General features: G+C 43.9%; 25 protein-coding genes, 1 riboswitch and 1 other annotated feature. Of the genes, 5 read left to right on the top strand and 20 right to left on the bottom strand.

Features of this window, described 5'->3' with window-relative positions; genetic code table 11:
* Positions 1-79 precede the first annotated feature (79 nt).
* On the top strand, positions 80-1,201 hold the full coding sequence (locus HOP45_RS17660) for an amidohydrolase (protein WP_181350705.1): 1,122 nt from the start codon (positions 80-82) through the stop codon (positions 1,199-1,201).
* A 568-nt stretch (positions 1,202-1,769) separates the two neighbouring features.
* The gene (locus HOP45_RS17655) at positions 1,770-2,318 is read left to right on the top strand and encodes a GNAT family N-acetyltransferase (protein ID WP_181350704.1); all 549 of its coding nucleotides are present in this window, start codon (positions 1,770-1,772) and stop codon (positions 2,316-2,318) included.
* Between the two features lie 196 nt (positions 2,319-2,514).
* On the opposite strand, the gene HOP45_RS21055 is transcribed toward HOP45_RS17655, so the two are convergent.
* Positions 2,515-3,195, bottom strand: a complete 681-nt coding sequence (locus HOP45_RS21055; RefSeq protein WP_181350703.1) for an RsiV family protein — start codon at positions 3,193-3,195, stop codon at positions 2,515-2,517.
* A 140-nt stretch (positions 3,196-3,335) separates the two neighbouring features.
* Here HOP45_RS21055 and HOP45_RS17645 point away from each other — a divergent pair, with 140 nt between their 5' ends.
* On the top strand, positions 3,336-4,154 hold the full coding sequence (locus HOP45_RS17645) for a GNAT family N-acetyltransferase (protein WP_181350702.1): 819 nt from the start codon (positions 3,336-3,338) through the stop codon (positions 4,152-4,154).
* A 318-nt stretch (positions 4,155-4,472) separates the two neighbouring features.
* On the opposite strand, the gene HOP45_RS17640 is transcribed toward HOP45_RS17645, so the two are convergent.
* From HOP45_RS17640 to HOP45_RS17630, 3 genes are read right to left on the bottom strand one after another with little or no spacing between them, the layout of a single operon-like run.
* Complete coding sequence (locus HOP45_RS17640) at positions 4,473-5,462, bottom strand: aliphatic sulfonate ABC transporter substrate-binding protein (protein WP_219914672.1); 990 nt, start codon at positions 5,460-5,462, stop codon at positions 4,473-4,475.
* Between the two features lie 30 nt (positions 5,463-5,492).
* Entirely contained in the window at positions 5,493-6,248 is a 756-nt protein-coding gene (locus HOP45_RS17635; RefSeq protein WP_181350700.1) for an ABC transporter permease, read from the bottom strand.
* Entirely contained in the window at positions 6,232-7,020 is a 789-nt protein-coding gene (locus tag HOP45_RS17630; protein WP_181350699.1) for an ABC transporter ATP-binding protein, read from the bottom strand. Before HOP45_RS17630 ends, HOP45_RS17635 begins: the two co-directional genes overlap by 17 nt.
* Before the next feature lie 213 nt (positions 7,021-7,233).
* On the opposite strand from HOP45_RS17630, the gene HOP45_RS17625 reads away from it, so the two are divergent.
* Complete coding sequence (locus HOP45_RS17625) at positions 7,234-7,593, top strand: Lin0512 family protein (protein WP_181350698.1); 360 nt, start codon at positions 7,234-7,236, stop codon at positions 7,591-7,593.
* A gap of 102 nt (positions 7,594-7,695) precedes the next feature.
* A riboswitch (SAM riboswitch) is annotated at positions 7,696-7,803 on the top strand.
* An 83-nt stretch (positions 7,804-7,886) separates the two neighbouring features.
* Complete coding sequence (locus HOP45_RS17620) at positions 7,887-8,936, top strand: homocysteine S-methyltransferase family protein (RefSeq protein WP_181350735.1); 1,050 nt, start codon at positions 7,887-7,889, stop codon at positions 8,934-8,936.
* Positions 8,937-8,983: 47 nt separating this feature from the next.
* Here the strand turns inward: HOP45_RS17620 and HOP45_RS17615 are convergent, their stop codons facing one another.
* The 16 genes from HOP45_RS17615 to gntK all read right to left on the bottom strand — a co-directional run bounded on the left by HOP45_RS17615 (position 8,984) and on the right by gntK (position 24,541).
* Positions 8,984-9,643: a TraR/DksA C4-type zinc finger protein gene (locus HOP45_RS17615; RefSeq protein ID WP_181350697.1), complete on the bottom strand. Its 660-nt coding sequence runs from the start codon at positions 9,641-9,643 to the stop codon at positions 8,984-8,986.
* A 196-nt stretch (positions 9,644-9,839) separates the two neighbouring features.
* Positions 9,840-10,976, bottom strand: coding sequence for a bifunctional cystathionine gamma-lyase/homocysteine desulfhydrase (locus HOP45_RS17610; protein ID WP_181350696.1), 1,137 nt, complete (start codon positions 10,974-10,976; stop codon positions 9,840-9,842).
* Between the two features lie 5 nt (positions 10,977-10,981).
* On the bottom strand, positions 10,982-11,899 hold the full coding sequence (locus HOP45_RS17605) for a PLP-dependent cysteine synthase family protein (protein WP_181350695.1): 918 nt from the start codon (positions 11,897-11,899) through the stop codon (positions 10,982-10,984).
* A 21-nt stretch (positions 11,900-11,920) separates the two neighbouring features.
* Complete coding sequence (locus HOP45_RS17600; RefSeq protein WP_181350694.1) at positions 11,921-12,379, bottom strand: S-ribosylhomocysteine lyase; 459 nt, start codon at positions 12,377-12,379, stop codon at positions 11,921-11,923.
* Between the two features lie 4 nt (positions 12,380-12,383).
* Positions 12,384-13,025, bottom strand: a complete 642-nt coding sequence (locus HOP45_RS17595; protein ID WP_181350693.1) for a class I SAM-dependent DNA methyltransferase — start codon at positions 13,023-13,025, stop codon at positions 12,384-12,386.
* Between the two features lie 199 nt (positions 13,026-13,224).
* A complete protein-coding gene (locus HOP45_RS17590) occupies positions 13,225-13,530 on the bottom strand; it encodes a hypothetical protein (RefSeq protein ID WP_181350692.1) in 306 nt (101 codons plus the stop codon).
* A gap of 172 nt (positions 13,531-13,702) precedes the next feature.
* Positions 13,703-13,858, bottom strand: coding sequence for a hypothetical protein (locus HOP45_RS17585; RefSeq protein ID WP_181350738.1), 156 nt, complete (start codon positions 13,856-13,858; stop codon positions 13,703-13,705).
* A 205-nt stretch (positions 13,859-14,063) separates the two neighbouring features.
* Positions 14,064-14,924: a dimethylarginine dimethylaminohydrolase family protein gene (locus tag HOP45_RS17580; protein WP_181350691.1), complete on the bottom strand. Its 861-nt coding sequence runs from the start codon at positions 14,922-14,924 to the stop codon at positions 14,064-14,066.
* Between the two features lie 134 nt (positions 14,925-15,058).
* Positions 15,059-15,793, bottom strand: coding sequence for an amino acid ABC transporter ATP-binding protein (locus HOP45_RS17575; RefSeq protein WP_181350690.1), 735 nt, complete (start codon positions 15,791-15,793; stop codon positions 15,059-15,061).
* Positions 15,794-15,802: 9 nt separating this feature from the next.
* Positions 15,803-16,504 carry an amino acid ABC transporter permease gene (locus HOP45_RS17570; RefSeq protein ID WP_181350689.1) on the bottom strand — a complete coding sequence of 234 codons (702 nt, stop codon included), beginning with the start codon at positions 16,502-16,504 and terminating at the stop codon, positions 15,803-15,805.
* Complete coding sequence (locus HOP45_RS17565; protein ID WP_181350688.1) at positions 16,491-17,336, bottom strand: amino acid ABC transporter substrate-binding protein; 846 nt, start codon at positions 17,334-17,336, stop codon at positions 16,491-16,493. Before HOP45_RS17565 ends, HOP45_RS17570 begins: the two co-directional genes overlap by 14 nt.
* A 191-nt stretch (positions 17,337-17,527) precedes the next feature.
* Entirely contained in the window at positions 17,528-18,907 is a 1,380-nt protein-coding gene (gene argH, locus HOP45_RS17560) for an argininosuccinate lyase (RefSeq protein WP_181350687.1), read from the bottom strand.
* Positions 18,900-20,117 carry an argininosuccinate synthase gene (locus tag HOP45_RS17555; RefSeq protein WP_181350686.1) on the bottom strand — a complete coding sequence of 406 codons (1,218 nt, stop codon included), beginning with the start codon at positions 20,115-20,117 and terminating at the stop codon, positions 18,900-18,902. The genes argH and HOP45_RS17555 overlap by 8 nt, the downstream gene beginning before the upstream one ends.
* 60 nt (positions 20,118-20,177) lie before the next feature.
* Positions 20,178-20,395: a binding site (T-box leader), on the bottom strand.
* A 286-nt stretch (positions 20,396-20,681) separates the two neighbouring features.
* Complete coding sequence (gene gnd / locus HOP45_RS17550) at positions 20,682-21,584, bottom strand: phosphogluconate dehydrogenase (NAD(+)-dependent, decarboxylating) (protein WP_181350685.1); 903 nt, start codon at positions 21,582-21,584, stop codon at positions 20,682-20,684.
* Between the two features lie 39 nt (positions 21,585-21,623).
* Positions 21,624-22,973, bottom strand: coding sequence for a GntP family permease (locus HOP45_RS17545; RefSeq protein WP_181350684.1), 1,350 nt, complete (start codon positions 22,971-22,973; stop codon positions 21,624-21,626).
* Between the two features lie 23 nt (positions 22,974-22,996).
* Positions 22,997-24,541 (bottom strand): gluconokinase, encoded by a 1,545-nt coding sequence (gntK, locus tag HOP45_RS17540; RefSeq protein WP_181350683.1) that lies wholly within the window; start codon positions 24,539-24,541, stop codon positions 22,997-22,999.
* Between the last annotated feature and the right edge of the window lie 105 nt (positions 24,542-24,646).

The raw sequence follows: 24,646 nt of genomic DNA, 5'->3' as shown, positions 1-24,646 counted from the left end.
TGTTTTCAAGCTTTTTTTCCACCTTTTGACCTCAAATAGCGTATAATAGCAGTAATAAGCATAGAAAGGCTAGGGACTCATGCAAACGGTAATTACGAATGTCACCATCCACCCTGTTACGCGTCCTGTCATTAAGAATGGCGAAATATTGATTAACGAAGGAAAAATTAAGGAAGTCGGGCCCACTGTTACTAAACCGCAAGACTATAAACAACTTGATGGCAACGGCCAGCACCTTTTCCCGGGGTTTGTGGACGTGCACACGCATCTCGGCCTTTATGATGAAGGAACCGGCTGGGCCGGAAGCGATGCTAACGAAACCATCGAAGCGATGACCCCGCATCTGAGAGCGATGGATGGCGCACATCCGCTCGATCCCGCTTTCGCTGAAGCGAGGAAACTCGGAGTCACCACCGCCCATATTATGCCGGGAAGTGCCAACATTATCGGGGGCACAACCTCTGTCATAAAAACGGTCGGAAAACATATTCATTCCATGCTGTTGAAAGAAACTGCCGGCCTCAAAATCGCATTGGGTGAAAACCCTAAACGTGTTCATTCGCAGTCAAAAAATGCATCGATCACACGGCTTGGCATCATGGGGATGTTAAGAGAGACATTTTATAAAGCTCAGTATAACGACCATCCTGACGATTTAAGAATCAGACCCATACTCCAGGCGTTGAATAAAGACATTCCTATCCGCGTCCATGCACACCGGGCAGATGATATGATCACCGCCCTCCGGTTTGCTGAAGAATTCGATCTCGATCTGCGCTTGGAGCACTGTACGGAAGGCCATTTAATTGTCGACGAACTGCAAGGTCGGAATTTACATGTGTCGGTCGGTCCAACGTTTACCAGAATGTCCAAAATCGAACTTAAAAATAAAACGTGGCAAACGTACCGCGTTCTGCACGAGCATGGCTTGCACGTCTCGATTACAACAGATCATCCTTATACGCCGATCCAATACTTGAACATTTGCGCTGCTCTTGCTGCCAGAGAAGGATTGAGTGTAGAGGAAGCCCTGCGCGGCATTACGATCAACCCCGCACGCAACCTCGGTGTAGAAGACAGAATCGGTTCCATCGAAATCGGCAAAGATGCAGACTTGGTTTTATGGAATCACCATCCATTTGAGTTTATGGCTAAACCTGTCTGGACCATGATCAACGGCGACATCGTATTTTCTGCTTAACGCTGCAAAATCCATTCGTTGTTCAAATGAATGAATCACCATCTGAGCTGGCTCACATAACCTAATAAAGACTTACCCCTAAGTAATTTTTTAGTCTATGCCCTGCTACGGCTTATTCCAGGTATTCGAACGTGGGATAAGGTGTGTCAGGGTTTTTTTGTGGAAAAAATTAATGAATAGACGTTACAGTGACAAGAAATATGGAAGGAATCTGCATAGATGTTTCTTTTGTTTTGGGGATTCTCACGCGTGGAATTATAAGCAATTGCTTCCCAATAAAGGCCTTATTCATGTGCAAAAATTTTTTGGGGAAAATTTATTAAATGCCTATTTTCTTTTACGTTAAAATCGATTATGATTAGCTTAAATCGAGTGCGACACATGCGCTCAGCGTTCGACAATAGGGAAGGCAAATGGTGCGCCACCAGCAAGTGCTGGTTCTAGTGGGTTCGATTCCCACCCCGGATTTTTGTGTGCAACTGATAAAAATTCGAGGGTGGGCAGACCCATGTGCTTCATATGTCTTTTTGTCCTGCCTGCCCTCCTTAAAGATAAGGAGGGATTTTTAATGCTGAAAAAAAGAGAGCTTCACGATGCCCCCGTTTTATTTGAGCTGATGAATCATCCGGAGGTGTACCCTTACGTGAGACATAAAGCATCCACAAGTGATGAATTTTATTTCTTAACCAAGCAGACGCTTGAAGCAGAAGAACGCGGAGAATTGATCTCCCGTACCATTATGGATGAATGGCAGCAACCCATCGGTACGATCAACTTGTTTGATATTCAAGACAATAAAGGCTTTCTCGCAACATGGATTGGTCAGCCCTACTTTGGAAAAGGCTACAATCGTCTCGCTAAAGAAGCATTCTTTGAAGAATTATTCGTTGAATCCGGGATAGAAGCAATCTTTATGAAAATAAGAAAGACTAATCTCCGCTCTATGCACGCTGCATTAAAAATCCCTTACGTCTCATTAGGCAATGATCTGTTTCCTGATATCTTTACATGGATCAATCAGACAGATGATATCTTTGATTTGTTCGCAATCACAAAGGACCAATTTTTGTTTCATTATCTGCAAAGTCAGCCCTCAGAGGATATTCTGGAAGCATAAGAAAACACTGCGCACAACTTTATCCACATGCCTGTGCACAGTGTTGATAACCACACTAAACCCTAGTGTCTTATACCTTTTTTAAATTAAGTCCTGTTAGTAATATTTTTTACATTCGCTGTGGAAAGTGTGGGTAACTCAATTCTGACTTATTTTATCAGGCTAACTACTGTGCATAACCTTGTGGATTACCATATTAATTAAATAGAGGTCCTTCATTTTCCTGTACTTTGGGCATTTTCGCTTTCACTCGGCTATAGGGAATTGTAATTTCCGGGTTACCGTAAACACCAGGTGCAATTTCATATTTATTGAACACAAGGACGATGTCCCCATCTTTCAAATAATAAGCTGTATCCTCTCGTAACGTTTTGAAGTCCTTCACATTATACACTTCGGGGTCTTTTGCCAGCTCACGTTTCACTTCTTCTGTCAATTTTTCAAAATTGGTTAGTTCCTCCAATGTTGCAATTGTTGCTTCGGGTTTATTAAAAAAGTTAAATGATTTTACTTGCGACTGATAATGGTTTTCCCAGGAAATGTTACTCGTAAGGAGCACGGAATAAAAATCAATATCCTTCACAACTTCGGTTTCCCCATAATAAAAAATCGGGAACCCCATCGTTTCGCTGGCAAGCTTTTCGACTTTGTTTACTTTACCATCAATATAATCTTTGATTTTATAGTTGGATTCCTTTTCAAGGGTACGATTTGTCATCTTTTCAAAAATGGGGTAATCCACATGAATTTCAAAATCATTGGTCACTTCGTTAATCTGTTCCATTCGGTACGTAATCTCGCCTTTGTTTGTAGTTCCTTCAAAACCGCATACAATGATGATCGTCAGGAGAAGCATGAACCTAACTAGAACGGACACGTTATCAACCTCCTTTACAGCTTTCTGTTAGTTTGACCAAAAATGGCGATTTTAACGAAAGTTAATCTGGTCAAACATCTTGCAATTTCCATAAAATTTGGTAAGATTATTTACAATTTACTGTTAAGGAGGGCGAGCTGATGATTAGAAAATTAACGGCTGAAGATGATGCAGCCTGTCAGGCATTGATTCACCAAAAACCAGCTGAGAACTTGTTTATTATTGGAGATATTGAGGCTTTCGGCTATGAGGAGAGCTTCCAAACGCTATATGGTGACTTCTCAGATGATGGCCGTTTAAAAGCTGTCCTTCTCAAGTATTACGGCAATTACATTGCCTATGCGGATCAACCTTTTGATGCTGAAGGGTTCGCAGACATTATTAATCACGATTCAGAATTCCGCATGTTATCCGGAATCAGAGAAATAGCTGAATCAATTCTTCCATACATCTCGAAACAAGCCGACGAAAATCGAGAGCTGTATTACGCAAAATGCGATTCTTCTGAGCAATTGAAAAAGTTAGACCAAAATTCTGATGTTCAAAAAGCAACATTAGCTGACGTTCCCCAATTAGCTGCTATGCAAAGACAAATTCCTGAATTCTCACCAGAAGCAGGACAAGAGGAAAGTATGCGTAACGGGATGGAACGCGGAGTAGCAAGGACTTATTACATTAAGCAAGACGATGCTATCGTGTCTTCCGCTTCTACAACAGCTGAAAATACGAAATCCGCCATGGTCGTCGGTGTTTGTACACTGAATGCCTATAAACACAGAGGACTGGCCTCCCAGTGTATGGTACATCTATGCAGGGATGTCCTCGCAGAAGGAAAAATGCTTTGTTTATTTTATGATAATCCTGAGGCAGGAAAAATCTACAAACGACTCGGTTTTCGGGACATCGGCATGTGGATGATGCACAGTTTTAAGAAATCAAATGAGCCAACGCATGCATGACAAAAAATGAGATTAAGACGCAAGTAAATCAGAGGTAAAAAAAAACGAACATTGTTGAACGTATATTCAACAATGTTCATGAGCGTAGTCAAAACACGTAGAGTCCCACGGGAACAGCGCGAGCCGAAGATCCTGCAGAAAAGCGTTCTTTGCTTTTCGAGGAAGCCTGAGACCTTGCCCGTGGAAAGCAACGTGTTTTGACGGAGTGGTCGTTGAACACCTCCTTAAAACACAAAAAATCCGAACGATTTCATTGAAATGTTCGGATTTTTTGTGTTTTATATTTTGGTTTTGTCCGACCCGCATTTGTTTGGACCATTATTCTTCTATGAAGGTTGTGTCCACTAACCCTTCTAGATCAGGTTGTTCCTTCAAGAATTCTAATTCATACGATGCATCCGCAAAATTTTGCAGGTGCTCTGCAGACACATCATAGGTGAAATCAATGCGCTCCCATGCGTTATCAATGACCGCTTGTGAAAGCTCTTGATCCGTGATTTCTTTAATTTTATTGATCGCAAGCGTTTTAGCCTCTTCCGGGTTATCCTGAATAAATTCGGTTGCTTGTTTATGACTGTCCACAAGGCTTTGAACCAACTCAGGGTCGTTTTCTACCAAATCATTAGACGTGACAAATACAGCAGCTGGAAGGGTTTCTCCAAACGCTACATTCGGGGTATCGACAAGGACTTTTCCTTCACCGTTTTCTTCAATGGACGACGCCCAGGGTTCAGGTACAGTAGCCACATCGACTTTGTTAGAAGCAAACATATTCGAGTACGTAGCCGGCTTCCCAGTGACGTGCTTCATCTCTCCATTGATGCGGTTAGAGGTAATGCCATACTCGCGCTTCATCAAGGTTTCAAACTGAACATCATGGGTGCACCCAACACGCGGTGAAATAAACGTCTTCCCTTTGAGATCTTCAGGCGAACTGATTCCTGAGCCATTTCGAGCCATGATCACCGTTCCTCCTGTAGAACCAGCTGCAACAACGTTGATCTCAGCACCGCTGGTAAAATGGTTCATGGCTGGCCCCGGACCAACTAGCCCGCCTTGAATATCTCCTGTTTCGATCGCTGTCATGAAAGCGGAGCCGTCAGGAAAATATTTATAATTGACTTCCGTGCCATCCGGAAGGGTTTCCTCATACATCTCTTTTTCTTCAGCTACCATACCGGCCACATGATTAATGTTCGGAAAATAACCGATGACAATTTCATCATTACCTCCGTCTCCTTGCGTTTCAGAGTCTCCTCCGCAAGCAGTTAATAGCAGTGACAACGATAGAACTGATATTAGCCTCATTATGTTTTTCACGTATAATGCTCCTCCCTATTATTTAGTAAGTCCCCAGCGTTTCATCACGTGTTTCTCTATTTTTGAAAATACTAATTGGTCAACAACGGAGCCAATAACCCCGATGATGATAATGATGCCAATGACCGTTTCCATTAGTGCGTAATCCATCGCATATCGAAGCGAATAGCCGAGTCCCGGCCCATTACTCAAGAGTTCGCCAGCCATCAAGGCACGCCAGCTGAACGCCCAGGCAAGCCGCAAGCCACTGACAAAATACGGCAGACTCGCAGGTACTTCCACCTTAAAAAATAAATTCATGCCGTGAGCCCCCATTGTACGGGCCGCTCTTATAAATGTAGGAGGCACGCTGTGAATCGCGGTCCTGACATTCAGAGCCATCACAAATGTGCCCCCTAAAATGACAACGAAGATGACAGACAATTCATTAAAACCGAATATCAATATAGCGAGCGGTACCCACACAATACTGGGGATACTCTGTAACGAGACTAAGTACATGCCCGCTATATCATTAGCTTGCTTTGATTTCCCTAATAAAACGCCCAACAATGTTCCAATCAATATCGCCAACGTAAGGCCGATAATTAAGTGTTTGAAACTGGCAAGCAGTGCATGAACAAACTCTCCATCTGCAAAACCTGTATACAGCGCTTCAACAACCTGCGATGGAGACGGAAAAGCGACATCAGGAAAAACACCACTGGAATAGACTAACTGCCAAATGCCTACGACTACAACGATAAATAATAAGCGTTTAATAAGCAGTATCATAATCCAGTTCTTCCTCCAGCACTTTTTGAATTTCAACTTCCAAAAGACTCATAATCCGTTCTTCAATTTCAATGACTCTTTCATCACTTCTTTGTCTCGGCCGGGGGATATCGATATCAAAGTCAGCAATAATCCGGCCAGGACGCGTTCCCATAACCACGACTCGATCTGACAATTTGATGGCCTCTTGGATGCTGTGCGTGACGAACACGATTGTTTTTTTTGTTTCCTCCCATATTTTCATTAATTCTTCATGAAGGATATGGCGTGTTTGCTCATCTAACGCTCCAAAGGGCTCATCCATCAGCAACACTTTCGGATCCATCGCTAGAGCACGAGCAATGGCAACACGCTGCTGCATGCCTCCTGATAACTCATGAGGGAAATTCGTCTTAAATCGGCTTAAATGAACCATTTTCAAATGGCGATCCGCTACTTGAGAAGCCTGCTCTTTAGACATGGTCCCCTTTAAAGGGAACATGACATTCTCTTTAACACTCAACCACGGAAAAATGGCACCTTCTTGAAAGACCATTCCACGGTCTGTGTCAGGGGCTTCGATAGCATTGCCTTCTAGTGCAATGCGCCCCTTAGAAATCGATTCAAGTCCAGCTACCATAGAGAGTAACGTGGATTTTCCACAGCCTGATGGACCCAGCAATGCAACAAATTGATTTTCTGATATAGCTAAATCAAGGTCAGAAAACACAGGATAATCGGTTCCTGAATCTCCTGCAAATGATTTGGAAACAGCTTCGATTTGTAGAAACAAACGTAATCCCTCATCTCTTTTATAATTCCTATAGGATTAGTGGGTTATTTATTCATAAAGTATACAAGCGGACAGACTTTCGTGTCAATTCTTTTCCATTCCATATCTTATCAGGATGGAATATCCATATTGCGATATTAACGAATTGGGTGTTTAAGTTGCTTTTTAACATGGAACAGTATTATATATCAATAAGAATCAAGGAGGGCTAGTATGGATCAAATTATTTTTATACAAACCGGAATGGGAACAGACCTTCATGGTCAGAACATTACAAAAGCGTCAGTACGAGCTGTCAAGAACGCCATTCACACTAATTCAATGCCCGGAATAGAAAAAAGCCTGCCCGAACGGTCGTTAGATAATATGAAGGTGAACGTAAAACTGGCAATTCCAGCCTATTTAGAGTCACTTAAAGAGAAAGAAATTGAAGCCGTCATCCCCTATGGAACCGTCAACGTTGAAGTGATGGATGGCGGAATGGCGACGACTAGCGGAATCAAGATGCAAGATCAAGACGATGTGAATGACAAAATGTATATCGTGAACGCATCCGTAGAAGTAGGCTACTAAACAGAAATTGCCGGCAAAGTCAAAATCATCAGAAAATAGTTTGACAAATACACGGTAACTCTCTATAATTTCTAATCAAGCCATTAAAAATTAAATGATTGACTCTTATCCAGAGTGGCGGAGGGACTAGGCCCTTTGATGCCCGGCAACCTTTCAAATGCTATTTGAAAAGGTGCTACATCCTACAGATTGTGATCTGGCAGATAAGAGGAGGATTATGTCACCAAACGCCCTCTTCTTATATGAGAAGAGGGCGTTTTTTTATTCAACGAGGAAAGGACGTGGCAGGAGTTATGAAACGCAGTTTAGAAGAACGCCTACAAGATGGACCAGTTGTATGTGGAGAGGGGTACTTATTCGAGCTCGAGAGACGCGGCTATTTGCAGGCAGGATCTTTTGTGCCAGAAGTCGCTTTGGAGAATCCCCAGGCTCTCAAACAAACTTACCGTGATTATATGCTTGCCGGCTCCGATGTCGTACTCGCCTTTACGTACAATGCTCATCGGGAAAAGATGAGAATCATCGGTAAAGAAGAGATGTTAGAACCTTTAAACAGACAAGCCATTCGACTGGCAAAAGAAGTCGCTCAAGAAAACCCTGACGAAGAAGCGTTGGTTGCCGGGAACATTTCTAATACAAATTTGTTTAATCCCGACGATCCCCAATCCAAAACTGACGTGCGCAACATGTTTGCTGAAATGATCGGCTGGTGTAAAGAAGAAGGTGTCGATTTCGTCAATGGTGAAACATTTTATTATTACGAAGAAGCGAAGATCGCGCTCGAAGAGATCACCAAACAAGGACTGCCGGCCGTAATCACCTTTGGCCTGATGGGCGAAAACATTTTACGAGACGGCTACACAGTTGAAGAAGCCTGTCGCCTCTTAAAAGAAGAAGGCGCATTAGTCGTAGGGATGAACTGTTTCCGTGGGCCGGCGACGATGCAACCGTACATCGAAAAAATCAGAGATACGGTTGACGGTTACGTAGGTGCCTTGCCGATCCCTTATCGCACAACAGAAGATCATCCCACTTTCTTCAATCTGCCTGATGGTGGCTGTTCATGTAGTCTGCCAACGGAAACGACTTTTCCAACGTCATTGGACCCCCTCTACTGCAATCGTTACGAATTAGCGGAATGGGCGAAACAAGCTTATGATGTCGGCGTGAACTATTTCGGGCTATGCTGCGGCGCCTCGCCAAGCATGTTACGTGAAGTTGCCGAAACCGTAGGACGTGAAGCGATCAATTCGAAGTACTCCCCGGATATGGAAAAGCATTTCTTGTTTGGCAGCGACAAGACATTGCAATCGCACAACACGAGCTACAAAACACAGGCATAATTAAAATGGCTGCCTGACGAGGGGATTCCTGTCAGGCAGCCATTCCTTTATTCATCTTTATTTTCCTCTATGTCTTCCTGCTCATCCATGTATTCTTTGTAGCCCCTATTACGCAGCAACTTCACATCATCATCACCTGTGTAGCCTTCGATACCTGTCGAAGCAAAAGATTCATACGCTTCCACAAAACCCTCCTGGTTTTCGTCCCCCTCCAGGGAAGCCCCTTCGTACGTCATACTCGTATCATTGAAGGATGCCACTTGCTGGTAGGTGTCCTGTTCATCATAACCACGACCATGACGATGAAATCCTGTGTCTGATTCCTCCATAACGTCCTCTTCAACCGGTCTGTCTTTTGCGAGCGATTGATGAGGTGATGCTTCTTTAATCGTCCGAGCTGTCGGCAATGCTTCCAATCTTTCCATCGGGATCTTTTGACCCGTGACTTCACACACACCGTAAGTTCCTTGCTCAATTTGATTTAAGGCATAGTCAATATCAGCAAGCTCCTCTTTTAAGTGAGCTGATAAGGCTAGATCTTTTTCTCGTTCGAATAATTCAGTTCCAGAATCTGCCGGGTGGTTATCATATTGCGAAAGTTCACCGGACACTCGATCACTTGCAAACCCTCGTTTGTTTGCATCTAAAGTGTCCATTATTTCTCGTTTGCGTTGGTTTAATTGGTCTTGGAACGGTTTATAATCCATTTGATAGTATGCACTCCTTTCAACTTTAGTGTGTACGCATCGTAAAGTTTTCAACCTTGTTTTTGAAACAAAAAAACTCTGCTGCACATGGTAGTTAAAGAAAAAGGATTAGATTTAATTGCAAAAAAAAGAGCACCAAATCGCGTTGCAATTTGATGCTCACTAAATATCTGTTTTTATTCATATCCGACCATTGTTATTGACGTAATGCCTGTAAAAAGTCTTCTTTTAAATCTTCTATATCTTCAAGACCGATCGAAACACGGACTAAGCCATCAGAAATGCCCAGTTCACGGCGGCGGTCAGCCGGAATAGAAGCATGCGTCATTTTGGCAGGGACGGAAATCAAGCTTTCCACCGCACCTAAGCTTTCGGCTAAAGTGAAATAACGCGTGTGACTCAGTAATTTACCTGCTTTTTCACCACTTCCGATATCGAATGATACCATGCCTGCATATCCACTCGCCTGCTTATTATGAACATCATGCCCTTTATGCGATTCCAGACCAGGGTAGTAAATTTTCTCAACTTCAGGCAGATCCGCAAGAAATTCAACGAACGCTTTCGTATTGGATTCGATTTCTTCCATTCTGACCCCAAGCGTTTTAATGCCGCGCATCAGCAACCATGAGTCATGCGGACCCAGTATGCCGCCCGAAGAGTTCAACACAAAATGGACGTCCTCTGCCCATTTCTGAGAATTGACGACCACTAGGCCGGCAACGACATCGCTGTGTCCTCCCAAATACTTCGTTGCGCTATGCAAGACGATATCAGCGCCTTGTTCAATCGGATTTTGCCAGTATGGCGTAGCGAACGTGTTATCAACAATAAACGTTAAATCATGTTGTTTGGCAAGAGCAGATACTTTAGCAAGATCCGTAATTTTAAGCAATGGATTCGTCGGTGTTTCTGCAAAAATCGCTTGCGTGTTATCCTGGAGGGCCGCTTCCACATTAGCGATGTCGCTCGTGTCAACAAAGCTCGCCTCCAAACCGAAACGGGTGATGACCTGGGAAACAAGACGGTACGTTCCGCCATAAACGTCATCCGTAAACACAATATGATCACCTTGCTTAAACGTCATCAGCACTGCAGTAATGGCAGCCATCCCTGATCCGAAAGCAAATCCAGCATACCCGCCTTCAAGATCTTTGATTAATTCTTCCAATGCAAACCGCGTCGGATTGCCTGTGCGGGAATATTCATACCCGCTATGCTCCCCGACACCTTGTTGTTTGTAAGTACTCACCTGGTAAATCGGCACAGAGACTGCACCTGTTTTTTCATCCCCAGTGATGCCACCATGAATGAGTTTTGTTTTTTGTCTCATATGTTTCACTCCTCATATATCCCTTGACTTAAATAACGCTCACTGCTATCTGGAAAAATTGTTACGATGCGGCTTCCCGGTTTTGCTTGAGCCGCTTCTTTTATACAAGCTGCCATTACGGCACCTGACGAACTTGCTACCAAAAGTCCCTCTTCTAAAGCGAGCTTACGCATCCAATCAAAGGCATCCTCATCTGATACCGTATGAATGGCATCAAAATAGCTTTCATCCATATAATCAGGTAAAAATTCCATTCCGATGCCTTCCGTATCATGAGGACCCGGCTCTCCCCCGTTAAGAATGGACCCATCCGGCTCAACAATCACCGTCTTGATTCGCTCATTTTGCTCTTTTAAGTAGCGCGCAACCCCCATGAATGTCCCGCCTGTACCAGCACCCGCTACAAACATATCCATTTGGCCATCGATATCATGAAAAAGCTCCGGTCCCAGCGTCTCATAGTAGGCTTCGGGGTTTGCGGGATTACCGAACTGCTGAGGACTGAAAGACCCGGGTATCGTCTTCGATAACTCATTGGCTTTCGCGATTGCCCCCTTCATTCCTTGAGAAGTAGGGGTATTGATCACTTCCGCCCCCAGCGCTCGCATCAACATTTGTTTCTCCTGGCTGAATTTTTGCGGTGTGACAAATTTAACCTTGAATCCTCTGCCGATAGCTGCCAAAGCTACCCCAATCCCTGTATTACCTGCTGTCGGTTCGATAATGGTTCCGCCAGGCTTAAGCTGTTTGCGTGCAATCGCATCATCTAACAGTTTTAAACCCAGACGGTCTTTAATACTTCCGCCTGGGTTCATGAATTCCAACTTAGCAAAAATTCGAACTTGATTGGGGATTTTGATATGAGTTAATTCAATGAGCGGCGTATTACCAATTAATTCTTGAACACTCCGTTTATAATTCATCTCATCGCCACCGTCCACGTTTTAAAAAACTTCAGTCCATTCGCTACGTTTATCCAGCATTTCGCGGGCAAGCTCCTGCGCACCTTCAAGACTATGGCTTGCAGCAAAACCACACTGAACTTCGTTGCATGCCGGCACTTCATCAGCTTCTAATACATCTTTCAGCGTCAATTCAATGACCTCAAGGATATTTTCATAATTATCATCGTTCAGTACAGCCAAATAAAAACCTGTTTGACACCCCATCGGCCCGATATCAACAACTTTGTCGTGATGATTCCGACTGTTCTCGGCCATTAAATGCTCAAGGGAATGCAAAGCTGGCATGTTCATGTGTTCCTTGTTCGGCTGCTTCACTCTGATATCATATTTATAAATTTTATCGCCTTTTTCACCTTCTGTTACACCCACTAAACGTACGTAAGGGGCTTTCACTTTGGTGTGATCGAGATTGAAACTTTCCACATTCATTTTTGGCATACGATTACGCTCCTTTTTTAGCCTGGATCAACCAGGCATACTTGTTCTTTTGGGTGAACGTCACGTCCATGTTCACCGCCTTAAACGCTTGCTTTAATTCATCCATATACGCATAGTGTTCTTCCTTTAAATCTTGCGCTAAATTCAAGAACCCGTCTTGTTCAGCTGCTTCAATCAACTGCCGACGATGGTCCTTATCCTGAAAAACCGTATCAATCATGATAATCCCGCCGCCCGGCTCCAGCAAAGCCTCATAATCCCGAATGGCCTGCACTTTCTCTTCGTGAGTCAAATGATGAAACGCAAAAGAACTCACAACTGAACGGACCGGCACCTGAAGCGAAGGATATTCAATGAAATCCCCTTCATAGATGGCAGCCTCCGGACATTTGATTTTTGCAATCTTGCGCATCTCCAACGAAGGCTCAATTCCAATGACCACTTTGCCTTGTCTGACCATTTTTCGAGTCAAATTAGCTGTACCGACTCCAAACTCCAATACTGGAGAAACGGAGATATCAGCTAACTCACCCAACATATCTTCATAGTGCTTGAACACTTCTTTATATTCCGGGTCTCCCCCGTTAACTGTATTATCATATGAACTTGCCCATTGGTCAAATAAATCAACGAACTCTACGCCCATAACATTCAACCCCTTATTGTATATAATCCCTATCAGTTAACTAGGGATTATGATGTTAATATATCATATTTATTGTACGGGTTCAATTGTGACTGATTTTTAAAACAATATATGGCGTAACGACTGATATGTGCTGAGCTGGACTGATATATGGGGAGATCTGACCGATATATCGGCTCGTGGACCGATATTTGGAATTTTAGACTGATATAAGGAGCGGCGAGCGATATGTCTCCCGCTGGACCGATATATGGGAGCAGACGACCGATATCGATGGCGGGTTGACCGATATATCTGCTCGTGGACCGAAATTTTCGATTTTAGACCGATATAAGGCGTGACGACCGATATGGCTGGCGCTGGACCGATATATGAAGAGATCTGACCGATATCGATGGCGGGTTGACCGATATCTCGGCTGGTGGACCGATATTTTCGATTTTAGACTGATATAAGACCCGAAGCCTGATATTTTATTATATCTATCGTATTTTGACTGGTGCATATATAAAAACCCCTTCTCAATTAAGAAGGGGTGAATTAACAAACTAGATCTCTATTTAATAAGGATGATGTTAATTACTAAGATGGGTTTTTACAAATGGCCGTGATGTTTGCTTCATCCGGTTCCTCAATGTCGCATAGCTTCCTACGATCCACTGCGACCGGCGCATGCCCTATTTTTTCTTGAAGGGCTTTTTGCCTTGGCGTGTGAATTTGCTTTTCTTAACTTGGCTTGAAAGCGGGGTAACGTTACGTTGTTCTTTAAACTCGTCGCTATTCTTATAATCTTGCTCCATAAGCTCGCGAGCTTTTGCAAACATCAGTGTCACAGCCCATCATCCTCCTTTACAAAATGTTACAGGGCGATTCCCCGCAGTGTTGCGTTCAAAACTCCATTGAATTATGAAATTTAAATTGAACAAATTGTACATTTAAATCGTTCAAAACGCCTTGGTGAGCGCTTTCATCCAATGTTGGAGTTCCATTAAAATCTCCCTGGAAATGAAGTATACCATCCCAGGGAGCGCCATGCAATCAGTTTCTGCAAATAGGTAATGTGCAACATCGAAAGGAGCCGCCAGACTTGATTATTTCAGAAAATTCGACTTCGATTACGTCGAATCCCATCCTCGATAATAAGGCGTTGATCCGGTTATTTTGCGGAAGACTGATGACACGTTCTCCATCAATCGACAAAACGTTAGCTCCTAAAAAAAATTGTTCTTCATCTGTTATATCGACGAGTTCATAATGACTTGCGAGCCTCTCCACCTCTTTTGAGTCAAATGCTTCCCGATAAATAAGGGCAACGTGCTTGGATATAATATTGAACGCGCAATCAAGGTGTAAAATGTTTTGATTAAGCTTCAACCGTTGAATGTTGTATTCAGGAAATACGTGTTTCAAATGACGAACGGCTTCTCTTGGGGTTCTGTCGCTGATTCCTACCCAAATCTGGTCGTGATCAATCATAATATCACCGCCCTCAATCGAAGCGGCGGGCAATTGTTGATACGGTATATCGTGTGCCTCTAAATATTGGCGCAAAACTTTTTCTTCGCCCCAGCGTACATCGCTTTTCATGGCGCCGACGACGATTTGTTTCCCGATACAAAAGCCGATGTCACGTGTAAATACTTGCTCGTTAAAGGTGGAACTTGGAGCCAGATGAATCACGTCCACATGATGGTCTTCTAATGTTTGAATGAAGGTTTCGTGCTGTTTCATCGCTTTTTCGCGATTGATGTTTTCGTTCGCATAATGTTTCTGTGTCTCATTGATTGTTTTTTCAATGCGCATAAACCTGGGAGCACAAACGATTGCTTTCTGTAATGTCCCGTATTCGTTTCTGCACCCGATCTCATTTTTGGTGGGGCGTTGTGGAACGGCTCCCATACGTTATGACCTCCGCTTATTGTACTCGTTTACCAAAGTATTCCCAACCTGATCACTCTGAAAACGCACATTTGACAGAAGATTTAAAAATCAGCACGCTGAAGACTGCATTCAGCGTGCTGATCTTGAGGGTCTTATTGCAATTTGTTCAAAAACTGTTGCGTACGTTCTTCTTTAGGATGATGAAAAACGTCTTGTGGTGTTCCTCGTTCTACCACAACGCCTTCATCCATAAACAGGACTTCGTCTGCCACATCTTCCGCGAATTTCATTTCATGGGTCACCACCACCATCGTCATGCCTTCATCCGCTAATTGCTTCATGACTTTAAGCACTTCCCCGACTAATTCCGGATCAAGTGCTGAGGTGGCTTCATCAAAAAGAATCAAATGAGGGTCCAAACCAAGAGCACGGGCGATACCGACGCGCTGCTGTTGGCCACCTGATAATTGATAAGGGTAGTCATCCGCTTTTTCTGTCAAGCCGACTTTGGCAAGTAAGCTTTCTGCTATTTCTCTGGCACGTTTTTTATTGATTTTTTTTACGGTGACCAGACCTTCCATGACATTTTGCGCCGCAGTAAAATGAGGGAATAGGTTATAATTTTGGAACACCATCCCTGTTTGCTGACGGAGAGCAATGATCTCTTTTTTACTTGGCTTGTTTTGGTATTCCACTTTAGCATCATTAATTTCCACGATGCCTTCGTTCGGAATTTCTAATGCGTTCAAACAACGTAAAAGTGTCGTCTTGCCCGAGCCGGATGGTCCGACAATAACGATCACTTTCCCCTTCTCGACTTCTAAATCAATGCCTTTGAGTACGTGCAAATCCCCAAATTGTATATGCAAATCTTTAACGCTCAGCATAGAATCCTCCTATTTGGCTACATACCGGTCCAGCCTGCGCTCTACTTTTCCTTGAACAAAAGAAAGGAATACGCAAATAACCCAGTAAATAAGGGCGGCTTGTGTATATAATGCCATAAACTCATAATTTTGTGAGGCAATTTCCTGAGATTTTCGAAACATCTCCGCCACCATTATAGTGGAAGCTAATGAAGTATCCTTCACCAATCCAATAAAGGAATTTGATAAGGGCGGAATCGAAACCCTGGTCGCCTGTGGCAGGATGACACGTCTTAAGGACTGAATATAAGACATCCCAATTGAGTAACCCGCTTCCCACTGTCCTTTCGGGATTGACAAAATGGCAGCCCGAATGATTTCAGATCCGTATGCCCCCATGTTCAGTGAAAATCCAATTACCGCCGCGGGAAAGGCACCAATTGTGATACCGACACTAGGCAAACCAAAGAATATGATAAACAATTGGACCAGCAGCGGCGTGCCTCGGATAATGGATACGTAGAAACGAGCGATCCCCTTTAATACGGCAATTCCGGATAGACGAAAAAGAGCTGTCAATACAGCCAGAACTAGACCTATGGAGAAGGTGATCAATGTCAAAGGGATGGTATACAACAAAGCCCCCTTGACCAATGGCCAAAGGGAATTGACAAAAATCTCGAGGTAATATTGTTGCTCTGCTGGGTTGGTAAAAATATTACTTAGAAACATCTTCGCCAAACCACTTTTCAGATATTTCCAAATATGTGCCGTCCTCTTTCATTGCTTCTAGCGCTTTATTGACTTCCTCGATTAATTTGTCACTGGTACCTTTACGGAAAGCAAAAGCATTTTCAGAAGCTTGGTCTTTGCGATCGACAATTTTAATAGGGGCGTCTTCTTGCTGGTTTAAATAGTCCAATACGGAGAGTCGATCATTAATTGTGACTTCCACACGTTTTGAACCCAGTAGCTGCATGGCTTCTTTGAACCCTTCTACCGACGTGACGTCCGCACCATGCTCTTTTGCGATACTGGAGTAGTTACTCGTCAATGATTGAGCTGAACTGACTCCTTCAATGTCCTCAAAACTTGTAATGTCCTCGTTATCTTCGTGAGCTACGAGTACAGCTGAAGACTGAATATAAGGCTCAGAAAAATCATACTTTTTCAGACGTTTAGATGAGATACCCACCTGATTTGCGATGACGTCGAACCGTTCAGAATTCAAGCCAGCAAAGATTGCATCCCATTTCGTTTCCTGGAAATTCGCTTCCACTCCCAGGCGTTCCGCTACTTCACGAGCGATTTCAACGTCGAAACCTGTGAGTTCGCCTTCTTCATTATGGAACGTGAAAGGTGGATAGGTGCCCTCTGTCCCGATCAGAATCTCTCCTTGATTCTGCACTTTTTCATACAAACTTTCATTAGAGGAACTTGTCTCGTTTTGATCACTCTCACCTTCTGTCTCGTTGGCTTTCTGTCCTTCGTTTGACGTTCCGCAAGCTGCGAGCAATACTAAAATAGAAAGAAAGGCAACAGACGCAAACCATGATCTTCTCATAATAAAAACCTCCCTATAATATCTTAATACCGATTAAACCGATATGAATTATTGCTTCATCATAATAAATTGCCTTCATTTATTTGTCAACCATTCTAACTTTTGTTCATATTTAAGGTTCAACGCCTGGCATGTTCTATAAAATTGAACATAAAAAAACAGGTCCTGAAGTGACAGAACCTGCTGGGGGACTAATGATGAGATAAGCAATCGGCTGCTTGCTTAAGCTGCATGTGAACTTTTTCATGTCCAGTTCCGCCATAGCTGTCTCTGGCGGCTACAACTTCATCCGGCAGCAATTTAGTGAAAATATCATCTTCGAATAACGTCGAAAATGATTGAAATTCTTCTAGTGTTAGATCGAGTAAATATTTGTTCGCTTCGATGGCATATAACACAATTTTACCAATCACTTCATGCGCTTGGCGAAAGGGCATGCCTTTGACCGCCAAGTAGTCGGCAATATCTGTGGCATTTGAATAATCTTGTGTGACAGCTTGGCGCATATGCGCTTTATTGACTGTCATTGATTCCAGCATAGGAGCTAATAAATTCAGGGCTCCTTCTAATGTCTCGACTGTGTCGAACATGCCTTCCTTATCTTCTTGCATATCTTTGTTATACGCCAGGGGAAGTCCTTTTAATAACGTGAGCAATCCTGTCAAATGACCGTAAATACGCCCAGTTTTTCCGCGTAATAGCTCGGGCACGTCCGGATTTTTCTTTTGCGGCATAATACTAGACCCGGTGCAAAATGCATCATCAAGCTCAATGAAACTAAACTCCTCACTGCTCCAAAGGACAAGTTCTTCGGATAGACGGGAAATATGGGTGATGATGATTGAGGCATCAGAAAGGAACTCCAGAATAAAGTCGCGATCACTTACTGCATCCATACTGTTGGGATAGACGTATTCGAAATCCAGCAGCTCAGCAGTACGCTCGCGATCAATCGGGTAAGTCGTACCAGCCATGGCTGCGGCACCGAGCGGCGACCAATTAATGCGCTTCAGACTATCCTGGAGTCGCTGTTTATCTCGTTCGAACATCCAGAAATAAGCGAGCACATGATGGGCGAAGGAAACGGGCTGAGCCCTTTGCAAATGAGTATAACCTGGTAAAATGGTCTCCACATTAGCTTCTGCCTGCTTATAGATGGCTTGCTGCACGTGTTCAAGTAATGCGATCAGCTCATTTGTTTTCGTTCGTAAATATAAGTGCATATCGGTAGCCACTTGATCATTCCGACTTCGACCGGTGTGAAGTTTACCGCCCACCTCACCGATTTCATCTATCAGGAGCTTTTCGATATTCATATGAATGTCTTCATGTTCTGTGGAGAAAGAAACCTCACCACGGTCGATTTTTCCGCTGATCACTGTTAAACCGTGGCTGATCGTTTCTGCCTCCTCTTTTGAGATAATGCCTGTTTCTCCAAGCATCTGCACATGCGCAAGGCTGCACTGGATATCTTCCTTGGCTAATTTTTGGTCAAAATGAATAGAAGATGTATACGCATCCACTAAATCATTGGTAGGTTTTGTAAACCTGCCTCCCCACAACTTACTCATGAACAAGCACCTTTTTCTTTTTATGAACATCTGCATACACTTTAGTTGGAAGGCCCCATAACTTGATAAACCCTACAGCCGCGTTATGATCAAACGCATCCTCTTTTGAATAAGTGGAAAGCTGCTCATTATACAAGCTGTTAGCCGATTGTTTTCCAACTACATTAAAGTGTCCTTTAAACAGTTTGACTTTGACGGTGCCGGAGACAACCTGCTGGGTTTCATCCACAAACGCGGTCAGCGCATTTTTGATCGGTGAATACCAAAGGCCATCGTAAATGATTTTGGACAGCTGCTGATCGACAGTGGTTTTAAACTGAGACACTTCCCGTGTCAGGGTCAGAAATTCCAATTCTTTGTGAGCATTGATCAAAATCATCGCACCCGGATTTTCATAGACCTCTCTTGATTTGATGCCGACGAGACGGTTTTCCACATGGTCGATACGCCCAGCACCGTGCAGTCCGCCTTTATCGTTCAACGTTTCAATCAAATCTACGAGCGGCATAGGTACACCGTTCAACCCCACCGGGACCCCTTGATCAAACTCGATATCCAGATACTCGGGTTGATCCGGCGTTTTCTCAATCGGATTCGTCCAATCGTAAGCCGCTTCCGGAGCTTCCATCCAAGGATCCTCAAGCACACCTGCTTCACAGGCACGGCCCCAGATATTCGCATCAATCGAAAACGGATTATCCAGGTTCACTGGAATCGGGATGCCTTTATCTTCCGCATATTGAATTTGTTCATCACGGGTCATGCCCCACTCCCGTACGGGTGCAATGACCTCCAGATCGGGGTTCAACGACTGGATCGCCACTTCAAACCGGACTTGATCATTCCCTTTTCCGGTGCAGCCATGCGCCACAGCAACGGCCCCCTCCTGTTCAGCCACATCAACCAACAATTTTGAGATTAATGGTCTCGAAATCGCTGAAGATAGCGGATATTTCCCTTCATACATGGCATTGGCTTTCAATGAAGGTAAAATATAATCCTGCGCGAGCATCTCTTTACCATCGATCATGATCGCTTTAACGGCACCTACATCAAGCGCCTTCTGTCTGATTTCCTCCAAATGCTTGCCTTCACCGATGTCTAGGCCCAAGGCGATAACATCGTATCCATATTTTTCTTGAATCCATTTCACTGAAATTGATGTATCCAATCCGCCGGAATAAGCCAACACTACTTTTGGTTTAGTCATTCTAATTCCTCCTTCAGAATTGTGTATATCCATTAAAAAACGTCCACCTCTTGTATCCCTGTAAGAGGCGAACGTATCTGCTGTCCGCGGTACCACTCTCATTGTCCTTTGTCAGAACCAACTCGAAACCATAACGGAGGGCATACCGGCCAAGGCTACTTATACATTCACCCGGCACCTCAGAAGGGCGTTTCATTCCTAATAGATTCCCGGGCTCCCACCGTCCCCGATTCGCTGATTATCTATTTAGCAACTACTTTCTTCATCTACGGTTTTTGTATTTTTATTATTGTTAATTCATAATTATACATGCGTAACGTATAAAGTCAACCGTAAGGAACAAGAAAATACGAAATTTATTTTTTGATGTTTAAATTGGGGGGATATAGCTTTAGGAAGGTTACCCATTGATGCTTTTCAGACAGCCGGTTGCTCTGGAATACCCTCTTATTCAAGACCTAAAAAAACGCTTGGATAGTAGACATCCAAGCGTTTTGATTTGCTGTTTACGGTCATTATCCCTCTCTTCCTAGACCGGAAGAAAACAACCCAGCACCTTCATCATTAGTTATTCTTTTCAATTGCATGCCCGCCGAACTCGTGACGGAGAGCGGAGACAACTTTTCCAGTGAACGTATCGTCCTCCTGGGAACGATAACGCATCATAAGCGCCAGTGTAATAATGGGAGCAGGTGTTTCAAAATCCAATGAGGATTCCACTGTCCATTTCCCTTCACCGGAGGAGTTCATGACGCCTTTAATATCATCCAGACGAGCGTCTTTCTTGAAGGCGCCTTCCATTAGTTCCATTAACCAGCTGCGGATCACGGAGCCATTATTCCACACTTTGGCGACGCCTTCGTAGTCAAAATCAAACGGACTTTTTTCAAGCAGTTCAAATCCTTCACCGATAGCTGCCATCATGCCGTATTCGATACCGTTGTGAACCATTTTCAAAAAATGGCCGCTTCCGCCTTCCCCTGTAAAATGATACCCGTTCTCGACAGAAAGCCCATCAAATAGCGGTTCAATCGTTTGGAAGACGTCTTGATCTCCGCCAATCATGAAGCAAGCTCCATTGCGAGCTCCGGAAACCCCGCCGCTCGTGCCGACATCAAAGAATTTGATGCCACGCGCGGATAACTGCTCGTGATGTTCGATTGTTTTTTTGTAGTGAGAATTACCGGCATCGATTAGAATGTCGTCTTTATTTAATAAGGGCGTCACTTCTTCAATGACTTGATCCGTAATCTCGCCTGCAGGTACCATCATCCAAATCACACGAGGCGACTCATCTAACAGATCCACTAAAGCCGGGATAGAATTGACACCCTCCCCGCCTTCACGCTTGAACTGTTCCACAGACTCTTCCGATACGTCATAAGCCACGACATCGTGTTCTTTCTCTAGCATTTGAGCTCCGATGTTCGCACCCATTTTACCTAAACCAATTAACCCTACCTTCATATTGCATCCTCTTTTCTGTCTAATAATTTCATAGGCGCCTTAAACAAATAGACTAAGCAATAACGCTACGGCGAAACCGACGAGTCCAATAATCGTTTCCATCACTGTCCATGATTGCAGCGTTTGTTTCTCCGTTAAACCGAAATAACGGTTAACAATCCAGAAACCTGAGTCATTGACGTGAGACACGACTGTAGCACCAGAAGCAATTGAAATAACGAGTAAGCCAAGCATCGGTTCGCTCACATCAAACGATTCTAATAATGGCGCAACGAGACCAGCGGCTGTAATCATCGAAACAGTTGCTGAACCTTGAGCGATTCTGACAACGGTTGCGGTCAAGAAAGCAAAAACGATCAGTGGCATCTGTGCACCTTTCATGGCTTCGGCTAAAATGTCGCCGATACCGGACTGGATGAGCATTTCACCAAACACACCACCAGCACCTGTTACGAGTATGATGATCCCGGCAGGTTCAAGCGCTTTCGTAGTGATGCCCTGAACTTCTTCTTTCGTATAACCGCGTTTGATCCCAAAAATGTAGAACGTTAATAATGCTGCAATCGTTAACGCCACAAAGGGGTGACCTATGAAGGTCAAAAAGCTTTGAACTGAGCTGCCATCTTCTAACATCAAGTCTGACAATGTATTAACCAAAATTAATACAAGTGGCAGCGTAATGATGAGGACAATGCTTTTAAAGCTGGGTAGTTCACGATCATAATCAATATCTTTAACTTGCTCAAGCATGTATTCAGGAACATTGATATGAATTTTTTCGGAGATGTATTTCCCGAAAATAGGACCACCGATAATCATAGCCGGTATACCAGCTAAGAAACCGAATAAGATAACCCAGCCAAGGTCGGCATCAAGTATGGAAGCAACCGAGATGGGGCCGGGGGTCGGTGGAATGAAACTGTGCGTAACAGCGAGACCCGCTAACAATGGGATCCCAAAATATAATAATGATTTCTTTGTTCTTTGAGTCAAGCTGTAAATGATCGGTACGAGAATAACGAGCGCCACGTCAAAGAAGACAGGAATCGAAATGATAAAGCCTGTTAAACCGAGGGCCCAGCTGACGTTCTTTTCCCCGAATTTATCGATTAAGGTAATGGCAAGCCGTTCAGCGCCCCCTGAGACACGCAGCATCTCACCAAACATGGCGCCGAGGCCAATGATGACAGCGATGTAACCAAGGGTGCCTCCCATTCCCTCTTCAATGGTCGTGATGATATCCCCTAAAGGCATTCCTACGACTAAACCGACAAGTATACTTACAAGTAGTAAAGCGATAAACGCTTGCAGTTTCGTTTTCATAACAAGAAATAAAAGTGCGACGACAGCTAAGACAGCTACAATAATAAGACCAGCTGTGGATTCCATATTAATCTACTCCTCTCCATTTATTAATGTTGTGTACTAATCTTTCTTTGCACTTCTGATATCGCCTTAAATTCATCCGGCAATTGTCTTGCCAGACGAAGGAAGACTGGCTTCAGTTCCCTGTAAGTTTGCACATTTTCTTCAATTGGACCATGTTTCACTTTTGTGCGGATGACCTCTTTCACACTCGACAAGTCATCGATCATGCCAAGCGCTTTCATTGATAGCCAGGCTGCACCTAAACATGAACCCTGATGACTTTCTGGCACAACGATTTCCGTTTCGAAAATGTCGGCCATTATTTGTCGCCACAATTCTGAACGAGCAAATCCGCCTCCTGCTCGATATTCAACCGGTTCTACACCAGCTTCGATCAAGGCAATGGCGACTGAATACATTTGGAACATGACGCCTTCTAACACACTCCGTACCATGTGATCGCGCCCATGATCCAAGGTGAGGCCAAAGAATACCCCTTTTGTATCCGCATCCCAGAATGGTGCGCGTTCTCCGGTTAAATAGGGTAGGAATAAGAGTCCGTTCGAACCAGGTCTGACGAAGGAAGCCCGTCGGGTCAGTTCGTCATAAGCTGTGAATCCGTTCGGCTTAATGCTTTCCTTGATATCAGGGAACAGTTGGTCACGCGCCCAACGGAATGAAATGCCGCCGTTATTGATCGGACCGCCAATCACCCATTGATCTTCCGTTAAGGCATAGCAAAAAATTCGACCTTTCGGGTCCACGGTCGGTTCATTCACAATGGTTCGAATGGCGCCACTTGTACCGATCGAGCAAGCTACGGAGCCATGTTCAACAGCCCCGACCCCTATGTTGGCCAATACGCCGTCACTTGCTCCGATGACAAACGGCGTTTCGGGATCCAGGTTCAAATATGCTGCAAGTTCGCTATCCAATCCTTTAACAACGTGAGTAGTCGAAACCGGCTGTGACAGCTGATTTTCTTTAATTCCCACGAGATTAAGTGTTTCATCATCCCAGCTTAATTCCTTTAAATTAAATAAGCCTGTCGCAGATGCGATTGAATAATCAACGATGAAACGATGAAACAAGCGATAACACACATACTCTTTAAGTGAAATCCACTTCGTCGCTTTTGCAAATAATTCCGGTCGGTTTCTTCTGAACCACATAAGCTTAGTCAGTGGTGACATGGGGTGAATTGGCGTGCCTGTCCGCAAATAGATGGCGTGTCCTTCTCCCTCTTTTAACTCTTCCGCTTCTGAAAAAGAGCGCTGATCCGCCCATGTCAAAGCATTAGTAAGTACATTTCCCTCGTCATCCAAAGCCAAAATACTGTGCATGGCAGCACTAAACCCTACGCCTGCAATATGACCCTGCTTTGATTCAACTTGCTGGGCAACTTCAGCCAGCGTAGATTTAACAGCTGCATAAATTTCTTCAGGGTCTTGCTCTTTCCAAGATGGATCCGGCGAATATAGCGGATATTCTTGCTCAACTTCTGCCCAAATCGCACCTTTCGTGTCGTAAGCTAATGTCTTTGTACTGGTTGTACCGATATCGATGCCTATAATGACGTCTGTTTTCATGTCGTTCCCTCCAAGCTCCCAGCAGCTTTCAAAATGAATGGTAACCGCTTCCAAATACGTGAAAATAATAACGCGGTTGCCCGTTAAAACGTTTACAAATTATGA

The sequence above is a fragment of the Thalassobacillus sp. CUG 92003 genome (genome assembly GCF_013618635.1).
Taxonomy (GTDB): Bacteria; Bacillota; Bacilli; order Bacillales; family Halobacillaceae; genus CUG-92003.
This window is presented reverse-complemented; position numbering and strand designations above follow the sequence as displayed.